At 72.2% G+C, this 17,287-nt stretch carries 17 protein-coding genes and 1 pseudogene; 10 read left to right on the top strand and 8 right to left on the bottom strand.

Translation table 11 applies throughout. The features are described from left to right. The first annotated feature begins 59 nt into the window (after positions 1 to 59). Both argF and ACZ5DS_RS05580 read left to right on the top strand, forming a co-directional pair. Positions 60 to 1,088 (top strand): ornithine carbamoyltransferase, encoded by a 1,029-nt coding sequence (gene argF / locus ACZ5DS_RS05575; RefSeq protein ID WP_468234425.1) that lies wholly within the window; start codon positions 60 to 62, stop codon positions 1,086 to 1,088. Between the two features lie 113 nt (positions 1,089 to 1,201). Next, positions 1,202 to 2,647 (top strand): amino acid permease, encoded by a 1,446-nt coding sequence (locus ACZ5DS_RS05580; RefSeq protein ID WP_468234426.1) that lies wholly within the window; start codon positions 1,202 to 1,204, stop codon positions 2,645 to 2,647. Here ACZ5DS_RS05580 and ACZ5DS_RS05585 read toward each other — a convergent pair. After that, on the bottom strand, positions 2,607 to 3,059 hold the full coding sequence (locus ACZ5DS_RS05585) for an ATP-binding protein (protein WP_468234427.1): 453 nt from the start codon (positions 3,057 to 3,059) through the stop codon (positions 2,607 to 2,609). The two genes, ACZ5DS_RS05580 and ACZ5DS_RS05585, sit on opposite strands and share 41 nt — an antisense overlap. A 294-nt stretch (positions 3,060 to 3,353) precedes the next feature. Between ACZ5DS_RS05585 and ACZ5DS_RS05590 the strand changes: the two genes are divergently transcribed. From ACZ5DS_RS05590 to ACZ5DS_RS05600, 3 genes are read left to right on the top strand one after another with little or no spacing between them, the layout of a single operon-like run. After that, on the top strand, positions 3,354 to 4,181 hold the full coding sequence (locus tag ACZ5DS_RS05590; protein WP_468234429.1) for an enoyl-CoA hydratase family protein: 828 nt from the start codon (positions 3,354 to 3,356) through the stop codon (positions 4,179 to 4,181). 1 nt (position 4,182) lies between these two features. Then, positions 4,183 to 6,504 carry a bifunctional salicylyl-CoA 5-hydroxylase/oxidoreductase gene (locus ACZ5DS_RS05595; RefSeq protein ID WP_468234431.1) on the top strand — a complete coding sequence of 774 codons (2,322 nt, stop codon included), beginning with the start codon at positions 4,183 to 4,185 and terminating at the stop codon, positions 6,502 to 6,504. A gap of 49 nt (positions 6,505 to 6,553) precedes the next feature. After that, complete coding sequence (locus ACZ5DS_RS05600; RefSeq protein WP_468234433.1) at positions 6,554 to 7,057, top strand: hypothetical protein; 504 nt, start codon at positions 6,554 to 6,556, stop codon at positions 7,055 to 7,057. 22 nt (positions 7,058 to 7,079) lie between these two features. Here the strand turns inward: ACZ5DS_RS05600 and ACZ5DS_RS05605 are convergent, their stop codons facing one another. Beyond that, positions 7,080 to 7,892 (bottom strand): PaaX family transcriptional regulator, encoded by an 813-nt coding sequence (locus tag ACZ5DS_RS05605; protein ID WP_468234435.1) that lies wholly within the window; start codon positions 7,890 to 7,892, stop codon positions 7,080 to 7,082. Positions 7,893 to 7,907: 15 nt separating this feature from the next. Beyond that, positions 7,908 to 9,500, bottom strand: a complete 1,593-nt coding sequence (locus ACZ5DS_RS05610) for an AMP-binding protein (RefSeq protein WP_468234437.1) — start codon at positions 9,498 to 9,500, stop codon at positions 7,908 to 7,910. A gap of 194 nt (positions 9,501 to 9,694) precedes the next feature. Between ACZ5DS_RS05610 and ACZ5DS_RS05615 the strand changes: the two genes are divergently transcribed. After that, positions 9,695 to 10,831, top strand: a complete 1,137-nt coding sequence (locus ACZ5DS_RS05615; RefSeq protein WP_468234438.1) for an acyl-CoA dehydrogenase family protein — start codon at positions 9,695 to 9,697, stop codon at positions 10,829 to 10,831. Next, positions 10,828 to 11,226 carry a RidA family protein gene (locus tag ACZ5DS_RS05620; protein WP_468234440.1) on the top strand — a complete coding sequence of 133 codons (399 nt, stop codon included), beginning with the start codon at positions 10,828 to 10,830 and terminating at the stop codon, positions 11,224 to 11,226. The genes ACZ5DS_RS05615 and ACZ5DS_RS05620 overlap by 4 nt, the downstream gene beginning before the upstream one ends. Positions 11,227 to 11,254: 28 nt before the next feature. On the opposite strand, the gene ACZ5DS_RS05625 is transcribed toward ACZ5DS_RS05620, so the two are convergent. After that, on the bottom strand, positions 11,255 to 11,449 hold the full coding sequence (locus ACZ5DS_RS05625) for a DUF5999 family protein (RefSeq protein WP_468234442.1): 195 nt from the start codon (positions 11,447 to 11,449) through the stop codon (positions 11,255 to 11,257). A 233-nt stretch (positions 11,450 to 11,682) separates the two neighbouring features. Here ACZ5DS_RS05625 and ACZ5DS_RS05630 point away from each other — a divergent pair, with 233 nt between their 5' ends. Then, positions 11,683 to 12,132, top strand: coding sequence for a DUF6299 family protein (locus tag ACZ5DS_RS05630; RefSeq protein ID WP_468234444.1), 450 nt, complete (start codon positions 11,683 to 11,685; stop codon positions 12,130 to 12,132). Positions 12,133 to 12,164: 32 nt separating this feature from the next. Here the strand turns inward: ACZ5DS_RS05630 and ACZ5DS_RS05635 are convergent. Next, positions 12,165 to 12,599: pseudogene (locus ACZ5DS_RS05635) on the bottom strand (carboxyl transferase domain-containing protein); the annotation flags it as partial. Beyond that, positions 12,566 to 12,688, bottom strand: a complete 123-nt coding sequence (locus ACZ5DS_RS05640; RefSeq protein ID WP_468234446.1) for a carboxyl transferase domain-containing protein — start codon at positions 12,686 to 12,688, stop codon at positions 12,566 to 12,568. The gene ACZ5DS_RS05640 and the pseudogene ACZ5DS_RS05635, both read right to left, overlap by 34 nt. A 439-nt stretch (positions 12,689 to 13,127) precedes the next feature. Between ACZ5DS_RS05640 and ACZ5DS_RS05645 the strand changes: the two genes are divergently transcribed. Both ACZ5DS_RS05645 and ACZ5DS_RS05650 read left to right on the top strand, forming a co-directional pair. Further along, positions 13,128 to 14,066, top strand: coding sequence for a L,D-transpeptidase (locus ACZ5DS_RS05645; protein ID WP_468235090.1), 939 nt, complete (start codon positions 13,128 to 13,130; stop codon positions 14,064 to 14,066). Between the two features lie 143 nt (positions 14,067 to 14,209). Then, positions 14,210 to 14,992 carry an alpha/beta fold hydrolase gene (locus ACZ5DS_RS05650; RefSeq protein WP_468234448.1) on the top strand — a complete coding sequence of 261 codons (783 nt, stop codon included), beginning with the start codon at positions 14,210 to 14,212 and terminating at the stop codon, positions 14,990 to 14,992. 25 nt (positions 14,993 to 15,017) lie between these two features. On the opposite strand, the gene ACZ5DS_RS05655 is transcribed toward ACZ5DS_RS05650, so the two are convergent. Both ACZ5DS_RS05655 and ACZ5DS_RS05660 read right to left on the bottom strand, forming a co-directional pair. Continuing rightward, positions 15,018 to 16,265, bottom strand: a complete 1,248-nt coding sequence (locus ACZ5DS_RS05655) for an AAA family ATPase (RefSeq protein ID WP_468234449.1) — start codon at positions 16,263 to 16,265, stop codon at positions 15,018 to 15,020. Continuing rightward, positions 16,262 to 17,059 carry a GntR family transcriptional regulator gene (locus tag ACZ5DS_RS05660; RefSeq protein ID WP_468234451.1) on the bottom strand — a complete coding sequence of 266 codons (798 nt, stop codon included), beginning with the start codon at positions 17,057 to 17,059 and terminating at the stop codon, positions 16,262 to 16,264. The genes ACZ5DS_RS05655 and ACZ5DS_RS05660 overlap by 4 nt, the downstream gene beginning before the upstream one ends. Between the last annotated feature and the right edge of the window lie 228 nt (positions 17,060 to 17,287).

The following is a 17,287-nucleotide window of genomic DNA, read 5'->3' on the forward strand; positions in this document are numbered from 1 at the left end:
CATGCTGACTGTCGTATAGAATTCCACAGTCCGTGCACCCGTACCCCTGGAGCGCCCCCATGGCGACTGTCCCGACCGCCCTCGCCGGCCGCCACTTCCTCAAGGAGCTGGACTTCACCCAGGAGGAGTTCCGTGGCCTGGTCGAGCTGGCGGCCGAGCTGAAGGCCGCCAAGAAGGCCGGGGCCGAGACGCAGTACCTGCGCGGCAGGAACATCGCGCTGGTCTTCGAGAAGACCTCGACGCGCACCCGCTGCGCGTTCGAGGTCGCCGCCGCCGACCAGGGCGCCCACACCACCTACCTCGACCCGGCCGGCTCACAGATCGGGCACAAGGAGTCCGTGAAGGACACCGCCCGGGTCCTCGGCCGGATGTTCGACGCCATCGAGTACCGCGGGCACGGCCAGGGCGTGGTCGAGGAGCTGGCCACCTACGCCGGAGTCCCGGTCTACAACGGCCTCACCGACGAGTGGCACCCCACCCAGATGCTCGCCGACGTGCTCACCATGACCGAGCACACCGACAAGCCCCTCGCCGAGATCGCCTACGCCTACCTCGGCGACGCCCGCTACAACATGGGCAACTCCTACCTGGTCACCGGCGCCCTGCTCGGCATGGACGTGCGGATCGTCGCGCCCCGGCTGCTGTGGCCGGACGAGACGATCGTCGAGTTGGCCCGGCAGCTCGCCACCGCCTCCGGCGCCCGGATCACGCTCACCGACGACGTGAAGGACGGCGTGCGCGGCGCGGACTTCATCGCCACCGACGTGTGGGTGTCGATGGGCGAGCCCAAGGAGGTCTGGGACGAGCGCATCGCGCTGCTGGGCCCGTACGCCGTCACCATGGACGTGCTCCGCGCCACCGGCAACGACCAGGTCAAGTTCCTGCACTGCCTGCCGGCCTTCCACGACCTCGGCACCGCCGTCGGGCGCGAGATCCACGAGCGGCACGGACTGACCGAGCTGGAAGTCACCGACGAGGTGTTCGAATCCGAGCACTCCGTCGTCTTCGACGAGGCCGAGAACCGGATGCACACGATCAAGGCCGTCCTCGTGGCCACCCTGGCGGGTGCGTCACACAGCGTTGCCTGACTCTCGTCACCAGGCCTTATCCTGACCGGCGGCCCGGCTCCATCCCTGCCGCGGCCGCCGCAGCGATCGACCAGTGATCGCGCCCGCACCACCGAGAAACGAGCACCACCCGCATGCCCGCTCCCCGCATCAAGTCCCCTGGCGCGCTCATCGCCGAATCCGGCGCCGACCGCGAGGGCCACGGCCTCAAGCGCACGATGGGCCTCTTCCAGCTCATCTGCTTCGGCGTCGGCGCCATCGTCGGCACCGGCATCTTCGTCGGCCTCTCCGACTCCGTCGCCCAGGCCGGTCCGGCCGTCGTCGTCTCCTTCATCCTCGCGGCGATCACCTGCGTCTTCACCGCCTTCTCCTTCGCCGAGCTGGGCGGTGCGATCCCGGTCTCCGGCTCCTCGTACTCCTTCGCCTACGCGGGCCTCGGCGAGTCCACCGCCTTCCTGGTCGGCTGGTGCCTGCTGCTGGAGTACGGCATCTCCATCTCGGCGGTCGCCGTCGGCTGGAGCCAGTACGTCAACGAACTCCTGCACAGCCTCACCGGCTGGCAGCTGCCCGCCGCCCTGTCCGCCGGTCCCGGCGACGGCGGCGTCGTGAACCTCCCCGCCGTGATCGTCATCGCGATGGCCTCGGTGCTGCTGGTGCGCGGGGTGCGCGAGAGCGCCCGGGCCACCGCCGCCATGGCGGCCGTGAAGCTCGCCATCCTCCTGGCCTTCTGCGCCATCGGCTACAGCGCCTTCAAGGACGGCAACCTCACCCCGTTCTCCCCGGCCGGCCTCGGCGGCATCGGCGCGGGCACCACCGCCGCGTTCTTCTCCTACATCGGCTTCGACGCGATCACCACGGCCGGCGAGGAGGCGAAGAACCCCCGGCGGGACATCCCCGTGGCGATCCTCGTCTGCATGGGCCTGGTCACCCTCCTGTACTGCGCGGTCGCGCTCGCCGCGATCGGCGCCATCGGCGGCAAGCAGGTCGCCGGCCGCCCCGCCGCCCTGTCCTACGTCGTCAACCAGGTCACCGGCTCCGCCGTCGGCGGCGGTGTCATCGCCTTCGGCGCGGTCGTCGCCATCGCCTCCGTCGTCCTCGCCGTGATGTACGGCCAGACCCGCATCCTGATGTCGATGTCCCGGGACGGCCTCATCCCGCGCGTCTTCGAGAAGGTCTCGCCGCGCACCTCCACCCCCGTGGCCGGCACCCTCATCGTCGCCGTCGTCTTCGCGGTCCCGGCGGCCTTCGCCTCGCTCGACGCCGTGATGAACCTGTGCACCATCGGCACGCTCGCCATCATGGCCGTCGTCAACATCGCCGTGATCGCCCTGCGGCGCCGCGAGCCGGGCCTCGCCCGCAGCTTCCGGGTCCCGCTCTACCCCGTCGGCCCGCTGCTCGGCGTCGCCTTCTGCCTCTACCTGGCGTACGAGACCGGCTGGCAGACCTGGCTCCAGTTCGCGGTGTTCCTCGCGGTCGGCCTGCTCGTCTACGTCGCCTACGGGCGCCGGCACTCCACGCTGGCCCGGCAGACCCCCGAGGTCACGACGGACGCCGCTGACTCGGAACTACAGGCAGTGTGAACCACACCGCCTTGCCCGCAGCGGTGGGGCGGTGACCACAGGACGAACTGAGGGCGCGGATCAGCAGCAGACCGCGCCCTCCCTCCTGCCAGGGGTCGGGCTCCTCGATCACGGCACGGGTGAGATGGCCGGGCGGCGCCGGGTCCGGGTCGTGCACCTCGACCTGGCAGCCGTTCGGCAGCAGCTCCACCACCAGCTCTATCGGGCCGCGCCCGGCCGTGTGCTCCACCGCGTTCGCCACCAGCTCCGCCGTCAGCAGCTCGGCGGTGTCACTGTCGGCCGCGTGCTCCACCTCGGCGAGGGCCGTCCGGACCAGGGCACGCGCCACGGGCACCGCCGCGGCGGTGTGGGGCAGCGCGATACGCCAGGAAGCCGATTCGGTGGGGCGTTCGTACAAGGCGAGTCCGTTCATGGAGCAGGCTGTCCTGCTTTCAACCGTAGGAATGGTACGGGTCCCGGCCACAGCGACCGTCGTCGGGCACCGCACGGGACCTTCGGCCCCGGTACCGGCGGCTTACCCCGCCGAACGCCCCGCCTCGCCCCGCCGTGCCCACTGTTACGACGCTGTGGACGACCGGTGACGCACGTGACAGGTCTCGGCCGTCCCGAGGCGTGCTGTCGCGCTCTCGTGACGACGGTCACAAATGCGTGTTAGCTTGGTGGGTAGCGCTACGTGAGGCACCGCCCCCCTAGGAGGCCGCACGTCATGAGTCCCTTCACCGGCTCCGCCGCCCGCACCTCCGACTGGGAGCACCTGCGGGTCCGGCTCGCCGACTCGGTCGCCACCGTCACCCTCGCCCGCCCCGACAAACTCAACGCCCTCACCTTCGGCGCCTACGCCGACCTGCGTGACCTGCTCGCCGAGCTGTCCCGGGAGCGGTCGGTCCGCGCCCTGGTGCTGGCCGGTGAGGGGCGCGGCTTCTGCTCCGGCGGCGACGTGGACGAGATCATCGGCGCCACCCTGTCCATGGACACCGCCCAGCTGCTCGACTTCAACCGGATGACCGGGCAGGTGGTCCGCGCGATCCGGGAATGCCCCTTCCCGGTGATCGCCGCCGTGCACGGCGTGGCGGCCGGAGCAGGCGCGGTCCTCGCCCTCGCGTCCGACTTCCGGGTCGCGGACCCCTCCGCCCGCTTCGCCTTCCTCTTCACCCGGGTCGGCCTGTCCGGCGGCGACATGGGCGCTGCCTACCTGCTGCCCCGCGTGGTCGGCCTGGGCCACGCCACCCGCCTCCTGATGCTCGGCGAGCCGGTCCGGGCCCCCGAGGCCGAGCGCATCGGCCTGATCAGCGAACTGACGGACGAGGGCCGCGCCGACGAGGCCGCCGCAGCCCTGGCCACCCGCCTGGCCGAGGGCCCGGCCCTGGCCTACGCCCAGACGAAGGCCCTCCTGACGTCCGAGCTGGACATGCCCCTGGCGGCCTCGATCGAACTCGACGCCTCCACCCAGGCCCTGCTGATGAACGGCGCGGACTACGCCGAGTTCCACGCCGCGTTCACGCAGAAGCGTCCGCCGAAGTGGCGTGGGAGGTGACATGAAGGTTGCCGTGATCGGTGGTGGCCCCGGCGGCCTGTACGCCGCGGCGCTGCTCAAGCGCCTCGACCCGGCCCGCGAGATCACCCTCTGGGAACGCAACGCCCCTGACGACACCTTCGGTTTCGGGGTCGTCCTCTCCGACGAGACGCTCGGCGGCATCGAACACGCCGACCCGGTCGTCTACGAGGCCCTGCAGCGGGACTTCGTGCGGTGGGACGACATCGACATCGTGCACCGGGGAGTACGACACCGGTCCGGCGGCCATGGATTCGCCGCGCTCGGCCGCCGTCGGCTCCTGGAGATCCTGCACGAGCGCTGCCGCTCGCTCGGCGTGGAGATCCGGTTCCGCACCGAGGCGCCCGACGCCGACCGGCTCTCCGCGGCCTACGACCTCGTCATCGCCGCCGACGGTGTGCACAGCACCACCCGCGAGACCTACGCCCCTGTGTTCCGCCCCCATGTGGCCACCCACCAGTGCCGCTATATCTGGCTCGCCGCGGACTTCGCCTTCGACGCCTTCCGCTTCGAGATCGCCGAGACCGAGCACGGCGTGATGCAGCTGCACGGTTACCCCTACGCCCGCCCGTCTCCCGACCACCACCCCTCAACGAGGCCCTCCGGGCCGCAGAATCAATTCGGCGCCTCCACCGTCATCATCGAGATGCGCGAGGAGGTCTGGCGGGCGGCGGGATTCGACGAAGCCAACCCGCAGGAGTCCATCGAGCGCTGCGCCAAGATCTTCGCGGAGGCGCTCCGCGGTCGGCCGCTGCGCTCCAACAAGTCGGCCTGGACCACCTTCCGCACGGTCGTCGACGAGCGCTGGTCGCACGGCAACGTCGTCCTCCTCGGGGACGCGGCCCACACCGCCCACTTCTCCATCGGCTCCGGCACCAAGCTGGCCGTGGAGGACGCCCTGGCCCTGGCCGCGTGCCTCGAGGAACAGCCCGACGTACCCACGGCACTCGCCGCCTACGAGGAGGAGCGCAAGCCCGTCGTCGCCTCCACCCAGCGGGCCGCCCGGGCCAGCCTGGAGTGGTTCGAGAACCTGCGGCTGTACCTCGACCAGCCGCCCCGCCAGTTCGCCTTCAACCTGCTCACCCGCAGCCGCCGGGTCACCCACGACAACCTGCGGCTGCGCGACGCCCACTTCACCGAGGCCGTGGAGCACGAGTTCGGCTGCCCGCCCGGCACGCCCCCGATGTTCACCCCGTTCCGGCTGCGCGGCCTGACCCTGCGCAACCGGGTCGTCGTGTCCCCGATGGACATGTACTCCGCCGTGGACGGCGTCCCCGGCGACTTCCACCTCGTCCACCTCGGCTCCCGTGCCCTCGGCGGCGCCGGTCTGGTGATGACCGAGATGGTGTGCGTCAGCGAGGAGGGCCGGATCACCCCCGGCTGCACCGGCCTCTACACGGGCCGCCAGGCCGAGGCGTGGAAGCGGATCACCGACTTCGTGCACAACCGGGCGCCGGGCACGGCGATCGGCGTGCAGCTCGGGCACTCCGGCCGCAAGGGCTCCACGAAGCTGATGTGGGAGGGCATGGACGAGCCGCTGCCCGACGGCAACTGGCCGCTGGTGGCCGCCTCCCCGCTGCCGTACAAGCCGGGCAGCCAGACCCCGCGCCAGCTGTCCAGAGCCCAGCTCACCGACATTCGCGAGCAGTTCTCGGCGGCCGCCTGGCGGGCCGCCCGCGCCGGCTTCGACCTGCTCGAACTGCACTGCGCGCACGGCTATCTGCTCTCCGGCTTCCTCTCCCCGCTCACCAACCGGCGCACCGACGCCTACGGCGGCTCGCTGGAGAAGCGGCTGAGGTTCCCGCTGGAGGTCTTCGACGCCGTACGCGGGGTGTGGCCGGCCGAGCGGCCCATGACCGTCCGCATCTCGGCCACCGACTGGGCCGAGGGCGGCACCACCGCCGAGGACGCGGTCGAGATCGCCCGGGCCTTCGCCGCGCACGGCGCCGACGCGATCGACGTGTCCACCGGGCAGGTGGTGGCCGAGGAACAGCCGGAGTTCGGCCGGTCGTACCAGACGCCGTTCGCCGACCGCATCCGGAACACGGCCCGCATCCCGGTGATCGCGGTCGGCGCGATCTCCTCCTGGGACGACGTCAACTCCCTGATCCTGGCGGGGCGTACGGACCTGTGCGCCCTGGCCAGACCGCACCTGTACGACCCGCACTGGACCCTGCACGCGGCCGCCGAACAGGGCTACGAGGGCCCCGGCGTCGCCTGGCCGGCGCCCTACCGGGCCGGCGGCAGGCGCCCGCAGACCGGCCGCACCGACGCCCCGAAACCCCGCCTGACGCTCGGCGGCTGAGGCGCGTCTGCTGTACTCGCGTGCGAGACGGCGAGACGACGGAGAGACCATGAGCACGCGGTACGACTACTTCTGGGCGGCCGACCGGGCCACGGCGGTCGACTGGGCGATCGGCCCGGACGGGGACTGGCTGAACGGCAGGTCGCTGGACGCGGTGTGCGCGGACCGGCTGGAGGTGAAGGGCCTGGACCCGAACGTCGTGCTGGGCAAGCTGGTCTCCTTCGCCGCGGGCATACCGTTCGGCAGCGTCGTGGACCCCGAACTGGTCTGGCCCGACCCGGTGGAGTGGCCGTACGGCCGGCAGGCACCGCCCGGCACCGCGTCCCCCTGGGACAGCGGCCTCATCCTCCAGGAGCTTCCCGAGACCTGGCGGGACGCGCTCGCCGGGGTCGTGGAGGACGCGGTGCCCATGCTCGCGCTCCAGTGGTTCGACATCGAGGAGGTCCGCTTCGCCGACTACCTGGACGCGCAGGACAGCGTCCGCACGTTCGTCGGCATGGCCCGCCGGGCCAGGGCGGCCGGTGCGCGGCTGTACTGCTCGTGCTGCGTGTGACCGGCCCGGACCCGCAACCTCCTCACACGCCCACGAACCGGGCCCCCGCGTCCCGCAGCCGCTCGTGCAGGCCCCGGAACACCTGTGCCGAGCGGACGCCGGGCCAGTCGGTGGGCAGGAGGTGGGTGGGGAGGCCGGGGTCGGTGTAGGGGAGGTGGCGCCAGGAGTCCAGGGCGAGGAGGTAGTCGCGGTAGGCCTCCTCGGGCGGGATGTCCGTGCGGTGCTGCCAGGCGTGCAGGACGGGGGCGTGCGCGTCCAGGAAGCGCTCGTGTTCCTTGGCGATCGCCGCGAGGTCCCACCAGCGGGCGACGGCCTCGGAGGTGGGGGCGAAGCCGAGGTGCTCGCCGCGGAAGAAGTCCACGTAGGGGTCGAGGCCGAGGCGGCGCAGGGTGTGCCTCGTCTCCTCGTACAGACGGGCCGGGGCGATCCACACCCCGGGGGCCGCCGTGCCGAAGCCCAGGCCGGCCAGCCGGGAGCGCAGGACGTGCCGTTTCTGCCGCTCCGACTCCGGCACGGAGAAGACCGCCAGGAGCCAGCCCTCGTCCTCGGGGGGCGCCGTCGCGTAGATGCGGCGGTCGCCGTCCTCCAGCAACTGCCGTGCCTCGGGGGAGAGTTCGTACCCGGCGGCGCCGGTCTCCGTGCGGGCCGGCAGCAGCAGACCGCGGCGTTTGAGCCGGGACACCGACGAACGTACGGAGGGGGCGTCCACCCCGACCGCGGCCAGGAGCCGGATCAGCTCGGCGACGGGCATCGGGCCGGGCATGAAGCGGCCGTACGCGCCGTAGAGCGTGACGATGAGGGACCTGGGGGCGTGCTGCTCGGACACGTTGATCATTTTAGGTCGTCGGTGTCATTGCCGGTCACCTTCGGAGCGCAGCCGGAACCGCTGCAGTTTGCCGGTGGCCGTGCGGGGCAGCGCGTCGAGGAAGACGAACTCGCGCGGGCACTTGTAGGGCGCCAGTTCGGAGGTGAGGAAGGCGCGCAGGGCGTCGGGGTCGCGCCGGGCGCCGTCCCGCAGCACGGCGTACGCCACCACCACCTGGCCGCGCACCTCGTCGGGCCGGCCGACGACCGCCGTCTCGACCACGTCCGGGTGGCGCAACAGCGCGTCCTCCACCTCCGGCCCGGCGATGTTGTACCCGGCAGAGATGATCATGTCGTCCGCGCGGGCCACATAGCGGAAGTAGCCGTCGCTCTCGCGGACATAGGTGTCACCGGTGACGTTCCAGCCGCCGCGCACGTACTCCCGCTGCCGCGGGTCGGCGAGGTAGCGGCAGCCGACCGGGCCGCGGACCGCGAGCAGGCCGGGCTCGCCGTCGGGCACCGGGTCGCCGTTCGTGTCCTGCACGCGCGCCCGCCAGCCCGGTACCGGGACGCCCGTCGTGCCGGGTCTGATCCGCTCGTCCGCCGCGGAGATGAAGATGTGCAGCAGCTCGGTGGCGCCGATGCCGTTGATGATGCGCAGCCCGGTGCGTTCGTGCCAGGCCTGCCAGGTGGCCGCGGGCAGGTTCTCGCCGGCCGACACACAGCGCCGCAGGGACGAGGTGTCGTGGTCGACCAGCTCGTCGAGCATCACGCGGTACGCGGTCGGCGCGGTGAACAGGACGGAGACCCGGTGCTCGGCGATCGCCGACAGCAGCTGCCGGGGGCCGGCCTGTTCCAGGAGGAGGGCGCTCGCGCCGGCCCGCATCGGGAAGATCACCAGTCCGCCGAGCCCGAAGGTGAAGCCGAGCGGGGGACTGCCGGCGAAGACGTCGTCGCCCTGGGGGCGCAGCACATGCCGGGAAAAGGTGTCGGCTATGGCCAGCACATCCCGGTGGAAGTGCATGCACCCTTTCGGGCGACCCGTGGTGCCGGAGGTGAAGGCGATCAGGGCGACGTCGTCGGCCGCGGTGTCGACCGCGGCGTACGGGGTCGCGGGCGCCGGGCGGCGCAGCAGGTCCTCGGGTGCGTCACCGCCGTACGTGGTGATGCGCAGCTGCGGGACCTCGGCCTTCGCCAGGTCGTCCACGGCCCGGACGTCGCACAGCGCGTGCCGGACCCGGGCGATCTCGCACACCGTGGCCAGCTCGTGCGGGCGCTGCTGGGCCAGCACGGTGACCGCGACCGCGCCGGCCTTCTGCACGGCCAGCCAGCAGGCGGCCAGCCAGGGGGTGGTGGGGCCGCGCAGCAGCACGCGGTTGCCGGGTACGACGCCCAGGTCGCCGGTGAGGACGTGGGCGATGCGGTCGACGCGGGCGCGCAGCTCGCCGTACGTCCAGGCGGGGCCCTGCGGGGTGTGGAAGACCGGGCGGGCGGGGTCGGCGTGCCCGAGCAGCTCGGCGGCGCAGTTCAGCCGGTCGGGATAGCTCAGCTCCGGCAGGTCGAAGCACAGTTCGGGCCACTCGTCAGGCGGCGGGAGGTGGTCGCGCGCGAAGGTGTCGACGTGGGCCGAGACGTGCATGGCGGTTCGCCCCCTTGCCGTGACAAACGTCGAGACGGGCGTCCTGGTGGCCAAGGGCTTGGCTGACAGGCCGCTCGGGCGTCCTGGGCTGACATCGAGCGTATCGTGTTGGTGACGGCAGTCAACTGTGCGCTATAACCTCGGAAGCCGACGGGGACGGGTCGGCGCGACCCGTCGCGGAGGGAGGACCGGCAGTGCCCGCATTCTCACTCGAGCCGGAGCAGACCGCCTGGTGTGCCGAGCTGCGCACCCTGGCCGCCGAACGGCTGCGCCCGCTCGCCGACAAGGGCGAGCCGGGCCGGGTCAACCGGCCCCTCCTCGCCGAACTCGGCCGGCTGGGCCTGCTCGCGAGGCTGTTCTCCTCCGGCGCCCTCGACCTGTGCCTGATGCGGGAGTCCCTGGCCCAGGCCTGCACCGAGGCCGAGACCGCCCTCGCCCTCCAGGGCCTGGGCGCCCACCCGGTGCACGCCCACGGCACCGCCGCCCAGCGCGAGCGCTGGCTGCCGAGGGTGGCAGACGGCAGCGCGGTGGCCGCGTTCGCGCTGAGCGAGCCGGGCGCGGGCTCGGACGCGGCGGCCCTCGCCCTCGCGGCCGAGCCGGACGGCACCGACGGCTGGCGGCTCACCGGCGCCAAGTGCTGGATCTCCAACGCCCCCGAGGCCGACTTCTACACCGTCTTCGCGCGGACCACATCCGGCGCCGGAGCCCGCGGAGTGACCGCCTTCCTCGTCCCCGCCGACCGGCCCGGCCTCACCGGCTCCGCGCTGGAGATGCTCTCGCCGCACCCCATCGGCGCCCTCGACTTCGACGCCGTGCCCGTCACCGCAGCCGACGTCCTCGGCGAGGAGGACCGTGGCTTCGCCGTCGCCATGGGCACCCTCAACCTGTTCCGGCCCAGCGTCGGGGCCTTCGCGGTCGGCATGGCCCAGGCGGCGCTCGACGCCACCCTCGACCACACCCGCGGACGGGACGCGTTCGGCAAGAAGCTCAAGGACCTGCAGGCCGTCTCCCACCAGGTCGCCGAGATGGCCCTGCGCACGGAGGCCGCCCGGCTGATGGTGTACGCGGCGGCCACGGCGTACGACGAGGGCGCCCCCGACGTCCCGTGCCGCGCCGCCATGGCCAAGCTGCTCGCCACCGAGACCGCGCAGTACGTCGTCGACACCGCCGTCCAGCTGCACGGCGCCCGCGCCCTGCGCCGCGGCCACCTCCTCGAACACCTCTACCGCGAGGTGCGCGCCCCACGGATCTACGAGGGTGCGAGCGAGGTCCAACGAGGCATCATCGCCAAGGAGTTGTACGCCGCCGAGCGCGAGGGGGAGGTCCGGTGACGACCGAGCGCATCAACCCGCCCGACCTGTCCCCGCCCACGGGCTTCACCCATGCGGTCGTCGCCTCCGGCTCCCGCGTGGTGTTCCTGGCCGGCCAGACCGCCCTCGACACCGACGGCAAGGTCGTCGGCGGCACACTCCCCGAGCAGTTCGAGAAGGCGCTCACCAACCTCCTCGCCGCCCTGGACGCGGCCGGCGGCACCCCCGCCGACCTCGCCCGCGTCACCGTCTACACCACCGACGTCCCCGCCTACCGCACCCACGCCCGCACCCTCGGCCGCATCTGGCAGCAGCGGGCCGGCCGGACCTACCCCGCGATGGCGGTCGTGCAGGTCGTACGGCTGTGGGACGAGGAGGCGATGGTGGAACTGGACGGCTTCGCGGTGCTGCCGTAGCACGTCTTCACGGTCCTGCCGCAGCCGGTCAGGCGGCCGCGGCGAGCCGCTCGGCGGGCACCCGGCGCGGCGGGACCACGCTGCCGTCCGGGTGCAGCTCCCCGGTGTCGTCGAAGACGATCGAGCCGTCGCAGAGCAGGGCCCAGCCCTGTTCGGGGTGGGCGGCCACGGTGTGCGGGGTGCCGGCGTCGGACGCGGCGCACGAGGTTCGGTTGGAGCACATGGCGCACCTCCACAGCGGATGTGAGGGGGCCGGCGGGTTTCGGCCGCCGCCCGGCATGGTTAGAACATGCTCCTGCCGTGAACGCGCCGGAACCGTCTGCCGTGAAGCGTGACAACATGCGGACAACTCCCGGACGGTTCCATGACGCGCCACCGTTGGAGTGACGATCACGCCGGAGCGCACGGCCGCCCGGTACCAGTGGAGGTCCCACCCCTGAACACCGGAGGTCCTCCATGCCCCTGCGCCCCGCCCTCACGGCGGCCCTCGGTGCCGCGGCCCTGCTGTGCGCCGCCGTCGGCCCGGCCGCCGCCCACACGGCCAGGCCCAAGCCCAAGACCGACATCGAGACCGTGACCATCGACCCGACCGGCAGCATCGACCCTGACGGCACCATCACCCTCTCCGGTACCTACCGCTGCACCGGGGCCACCGGACTGGCCTTCGTCAGCTCCTCGATCGGCCAGGACGATCCCGGCGTCAAGCACGGCATCGGCGGCACGCTCGCCCAGTGCGACGGCGCCGAGCACCGCTGGGAGAACTCCGCCAAGATCTCGCCGAACCCCCTCAAGGCCGGCACGGCCCACGTGCAGGCCACGGTCACGGAACTGCGCCCGGGCGGCCTCCTGCTGCTGCCGGCCTTCCACGCCGTCAAGGACCGGGACGTCAAGCTCGCCGCGAAGTGAGCCGACCGCATACCGAGGGGCCCGGCACACCCGCGCGTGCCGGGCCCCTCGGCGTGGTTGGTGCGCAGCACCGCCAGCGCGCTGATGACGACTTCGCGGGTTTCGGCAGGGTCGATGACGTCGTCCACCAGGCCGCGCTCGGCCGCGTAGTACGGGTGCCCTCGACGCCCATCACGGCGATCTCGTTGGTGGGCCAGGCGTAGGTGAGGTCGGCGCCGATCAACTGGGAGTCCATGACGATGTAGGCGCCGCCGTACGGGGACGAAGCGGGCGGCTTTCTCGCTGGCCTCGATGTCCAGGACGCCGGCCAGGACCTGGGGCTGGTTGGCGACGATACCGACCACCTGGCCGTCCAGCCGGGCCAGCGCGCAGATGATGTTCCGCGCCCAGCGCTCGTGGACCTCCAGGTATTCGCCGTCGTCGACGATCTCCTCTACGACCTCGGCCATGTTGTACGGCCGTAGCCCGCGAGGGCGGTGACGCCCTCCTGGATACGGGCGCCCGCGCCATCGTTCAGGGAGACCAGGGGTGCGCCGGCCGCGATGGCCATGTCCATGATCTTGCACGCTCCTGCGTATGTCGCCCAGTTCCTCGACGTGGGACCTCATGTCTCCCCCGGCCCGGGTCGCGGCCCTGCTCCACTGGCCCGTCGAGTGTGCCAAGACGGGCTGACCGGGGGCTGACGGGCGGTTTAAGCGAATCACCTCCTGTGCGGTTGATGCTGGTTGGAGTCGGCCGGGACCTCACCGACCCCGGTCCGGCCGCGGCGCAGGCCCGTGATGAGCTGCCGGGTGGCCTGCCGCCGCCACCGCACCGCTGTGGGCCCATTCCTTGCACCGAGTTTTGAGACACGTTTTACGCGATGCATGCAACTGCGGGCCATGCCTTCGCTGTCTGACAGGGGGTCGGGCCCGTCAGGGCCGAAGAGCGAGAGAGCGGGGCGGGGCGTGGGACGGCGCAAGGGCGGCATAGGGATCGCACTCGTCACGGCTGCGATGCTGGTGGGCACGAGTGCCTGCGGCGGGGGCGGCAGTGACAAGGCGAGCGGGGACGACGCGAAGGCGCCGGGCAAGCCGAGTGCGAGCGCGTCTCCGTCACCGACGAAGCCCGCGGGCCCGCCGATGCTGCTGGAGACGATCACCCCGCAGACGGGAGCCACGGTCGGCGTTGCCATGCCGATCTCGGTGGTCTTCACGAACCCGGTGGCGGCAAAGGCACGGGCCACGGTCGAGAAGCACATGAAGGTGAGCGCCTCGCAGCCGGTGGCCGGCGCCTGGCACTGGTTCGGCGACAAGCGCGCCGACTGGCGACCGAAGACGTACTGGCCCTCCGGCACGAAGGTGAAGATCGACGCTGACATGACGGGGGTCAGCAACGGCAACGGACGCTACGGCGTGCGCGCCTACACGCACACCTTCACCATCGGTGACGACGTGCGCGCGGATGTCTCGGTGACCGGCCACACCATGAAGGTGACCCGGAACGGCAAGGCGGTGCGCACCCTGTCGATCAACGCGGGCAGCCCTCAGTATCCGACGTGGAACGGCACGATGGCCGTCATCGACAAGCAGGAGAAGGTCCACATGACCTCCTGCAGCGTCGGCATCAGCTGCGACAAGGGCAGCCCCAACTACTACGACCTGACGCTGCCCTGGGACATCCACCTGACCCAGTCCGGCACGTACGTGCACTACTCGACCGGCGACCCCAATCCGGGCAGCGGCAGCGCCCGCGGCTCGCACGGCTGCGTCCACCTGTCCATGTCGGACGCCAAGTGGTTCTACGGCCAGGTCAAGCAGGGCGACCCCGTCACCATCACCGGCTCGACCCGTGCCAAGGCACCGGCCGACAACGGCTACGCCGACTTCAACCTGGGGTGGGACGAGTGGGTCGCGGGCAGCGCGTCCGGGGAGGGGACGACCGCGACGCTGTGATGTGCGGTGGCGGCGCCGGTCAGCGGGCGGCTTCGCCGAAGTGCATTGCTTCACCTGTTCGGGATCCCTGAGGTAGCGCGGCTTGGCTCGCGGTGATCGCATGATCCCGACAGGGCGGCCGCACTCCAGAAGGGCCTGGAACGATGGGCGAGTACGTGGAGCTCCCCGGCGTCCGGACGTGGTACGAGACCGAGGGGACCGGCGACCCGCTGCTTCTGCTGCACGGCGGTTTCTGCACGAATGAGACATGGGGGGCCCAGCGAGCAGAGCTCGCGGCGAGGTACCGCCTGTTCCTCCCCGAGCGTCGCGGGCACGGGCACACGCCCGACGTCGAAGGACCGCTCTCGTACCAGGACATGGCCGACGACACCGTCGCCTTCGTCGAGTCGGTCGTCGGCGGTCCGGCCCATCTCGTCGGCTGGAGCGACGGAGGCATCGTCGCCCTGCTCGTCGCCATCGCCCGTCCCGACCTGGTCCGCAAGGTCGTGGTCATCGGGGCGAGCTTCCGTCCCTCTCCCGAATGCTGGGTGGAGCCGGCCTTGCTCACGCGCATGACGCCCGACAGTCCCGAACTCGCGTTGTTCCGCGAGATGTACGAAGCCGTGGCGCCGGACGGTGCCGGCCACTGGCCGGTCCTGGCGGGCAGGATGGTCGACATGTGGCGCACCGAGCCGACCCTCTCCACGGAGGACCTGGCCCGCATCGGCGCGCCCACCCTCGTCCTCGTCGGGGACGACGACCTGATGACGCTCGACCACACGATCGCCCTGTATCGCGCGATCCCCGGCTCCCAACTGGCCGTCGTGCCGGGAACCTCGCACCTGGTGCCGCTGGAGAAGCCCGCGCAGGTCAACCAGTTGATTCTCGACCATCTCGCGAACGAGCCGATCCAGACGATGTTTCCCCTACGGCGTGCCCATGGTTAGCGCCCCGGCGTGCTGTGCGGTTGCGTCAGGCGCGGTGCGTCACGTACAGGCGCACCGCGTCGTGCAGGCGGTAGCGGACCCGGCCGGCCCGGTCCGGCTCGCCGGCCTGGACCATCTGGCGGTGCAGCAGTTCCTCCAGCAGGTCCACGGCGAGCCGCCGGGACGGCGTCACCCCGGCCGGTATCTCGTCGACGCCGAAGTCGCCGGTCTTGTCCTGGAGTTGGTGGAGTGACGCCTTCAGCGGGGGCGGCAGGGGCCGGTGGTACGCGGCCACGCTCGCCCGCAGGGACAGATCTCCGACGGACAGCGTGTCCAGCCGGTCCCGCTCGTCCGCCAGCCGGTCCGCCAGGTCGCCGAGCGGGCGGTGCGGGCGCGCCGTCAGCCAGAGTCCGGCGATGTGCAGGGCCAGCGGCAGCCGGCCGCAGTACCGCACGATGTCCAGCGCGGCCTGCCGCTCGGCCCGGATGCGGGCCGTACCCACCAGGTCCTCCAGCACCTGAAGCGCCTCCCGTCGGCCGAGCGTGCCGATCCGGTGGCACAACTGCCCCGGCAGCGCGGGCAGTTCGCGGCGCGCGGCGACCAGGACCGCGCTGCGCCCGCCGTCCACGAGCAGCGGACGGACCTGCGCGTCGGTGACGACGTTGTCGAGGACCACCAGCACCCGCCGGCTGCTGAGCGCGTCCCGCAGCCGGGCGCGCGCCTCCTCGGGGCTCTGCGCGCCGGACGCCCGGCCGAGGGACCGCAGGACGCGGCGGACCAGCTGGTCGGAGGTGAAGGGAAGGCAGGACGTGGGGTGCAGGTCGACGAAGACCTGCCCGTCGGGGAACCGGTCGCGCGCCGCGTGGGCGCCGCGCAGGATCAGTGAGGTCTTCCCGGCGCCCGGGGGTCCCACGACGACAGCGGGTCCGCCCTGACCGGGGAGGTGGGCCGTCAGCGCGTCCGCGAGCGCTTCCCGGCCGACGAGGCGGTGCCGGGGGGCCGGGGGCAGCTCGGCGGGCACGCCGGAGCCGGCGGGCGCGGGCGACTGCTCGCCCCTGGGCAGCCGTAACAGCCGGCGCACCTCGGCGGGCGCCAGCCCGAGTGCCTCCGCCAGCAGCACCAGCGACTGTCTGCGGGGCCGGGCGGTGTGCCCGGTCTCCAGATTCCGTATGGCCCGCACGCTCAGCCCGGACCGCACGGCCAGTTCGTCCTGGGTGAGGCAGGCCGCCTCCCGCGCCCGTACCAGCGCGACGGCGAGGCTCGCCTCGGGCCCGGTGGAGTGCGGGAGCCTCACCCGTTCTCCCGGGCGCGCCCGACGGACGAACCGGCCGCCGGCCGGCGCAGGGCGGCGACGAACTTGTAGCGGGAGCCCCGGTAGACCGAGCGCACCCACTCCACCGGCGTGCCCTCGGCGTCCCGGGAGTGCCGGGACAGCAGCAGCATGGGCAGGCCCACGTCGGTCGCGAGCAGCTGGGCCTCGCGCGGGGTCGACAGCGAGGTCTCGATCGTCTCGTCGGCCTCCGCGAGATGGACGCCGTACACCTCGGCGAGGGCCGTGTAGAGCGACGGGTACGTGGCCAGCGACTGCCGCAGCCCGGGAAAGCGCCGCACGGACAGGTGGGTTGTCTCGATCGCCATGGGATCGCCGCTGGCGAGCCGTAGCCGCTCGATGCGCAGGACGCGCTCGCCGACCTCGATGCCGAGCAGGCCCGCCAGCTTCACGTCCGCCGGGACCTCGCCGGTGTCCAGCATCTGCGAGGCCGGCTCCAGGCCCTGGGCGCGCATGTCCTCGGTGTGCGAGGTGAGCTGGAGGGTCCGGTACAGCTTGGGCTGGGCGACGAAGGTGCCCTTGCCCTGGATGCGGTCGAGCCGGCCTTCCCCGACCAGCTCCTGCAGTGCCTGCCGGACGGTGGTGCGCGAGGTGCCGAGCCGGACGGCGAGGAGGCGTTCCGCGGGCATGGCCGAGCCCGGCTCGAGCGCCTGCGTCATCTCCAGCACCTGTTGTTTGATCAGGTAGTACTTCGGCACGCGCGCGGCGCGGCCGGGCGTCCCCCTGGGGTGCTGGGCGCTGCTGACGTCGGTGGCCATGCCTGCCTTCCCGGCTGTGTGGGTGGGCTCCCGTTATAGCGACCAACCGACCTATGGTCTAGTCCAACCCGCCCGTGAAGGTCCGGTCCAATGCGGTGTCGGCGGAGCGGGCCGGCGTGGAGAGCGACCCCGGGGTGCCGTGTCGCCCGCTGTCAACGACCGGCATTCCGGCGGCAGTTGGGCGGCACTTCACGGGGGTACCGGCCGGTAATCGTTGACACCTCAATT

Source organism: Streptomyces sp. NPDC031100, assembly GCF_055570785.1.

Coding starts and splice junctions, on each gene's coding strand:
- argF (WP_468234425.1), top strand. CDS start 60: ATGGCGACTGTCCCGACCGCCCTCGCCGGCCGCCACTTCCTCAAGGAG.
- ACZ5DS_RS05580 (WP_468234426.1), top strand. CDS start 1,202: ATGCCCGCTCCCCGCATCAAGTCCCCTGGCGCGCTCATCGCCGAATCC.
- ACZ5DS_RS05585 (WP_468234427.1), bottom strand. CDS start 3,059: ATGAACGGACTCGCCTTGTACGAACGCCCCACCGAATCGGCTTCCTGG.
- ACZ5DS_RS05590 (WP_468234429.1), top strand. CDS start 3,354: ATGAGTCCCTTCACCGGCTCCGCCGCCCGCACCTCCGACTGGGAGCAC.
- ACZ5DS_RS05595 (WP_468234431.1), top strand. CDS start 4,183: ATGAAGGTTGCCGTGATCGGTGGTGGCCCCGGCGGCCTGTACGCCGCG.
- ACZ5DS_RS05600 (WP_468234433.1), top strand. CDS start 6,554: ATGAGCACGCGGTACGACTACTTCTGGGCGGCCGACCGGGCCACGGCG.
- ACZ5DS_RS05605 (WP_468234435.1), bottom strand. CDS start 7,892: ATGATCAACGTGTCCGAGCAGCACGCCCCCAGGTCCCTCATCGTCACG.
- ACZ5DS_RS05610 (WP_468234437.1), bottom strand. CDS start 9,500: ATGCACGTCTCGGCCCACGTCGACACCTTCGCGCGCGACCACCTCCCG.
- ACZ5DS_RS05625 (WP_468234442.1), bottom strand. CDS start 11,449: ATGTGCTCCAACCGAACCTCGTGCGCCGCGTCCGACGCCGGCACCCCG.
- ACZ5DS_RS05630 (WP_468234444.1), top strand. CDS start 11,683: ATGCCCCTGCGCCCCGCCCTCACGGCGGCCCTCGGTGCCGCGGCCCTG.
- ACZ5DS_RS05640 (WP_468234446.1), bottom strand. CDS start 12,688: ATGGACATGGCCATCGCGGCCGGCGCACCCCTGGTCTCCCTGAACGAT.
- ACZ5DS_RS05645 (WP_468235090.1), top strand. CDS start 13,128: ATGCTGGTGGGCACGAGTGCCTGCGGCGGGGGCGGCAGTGACAAGGCG.
- ACZ5DS_RS05650 (WP_468234448.1), top strand. CDS start 14,210: ATGGGCGAGTACGTGGAGCTCCCCGGCGTCCGGACGTGGTACGAGACC.
- ACZ5DS_RS05660 (WP_468234451.1), bottom strand. CDS start 17,059: ATGGCCACCGACGTCAGCAGCGCCCAGCACCCCAGGGGGACGCCCGGC.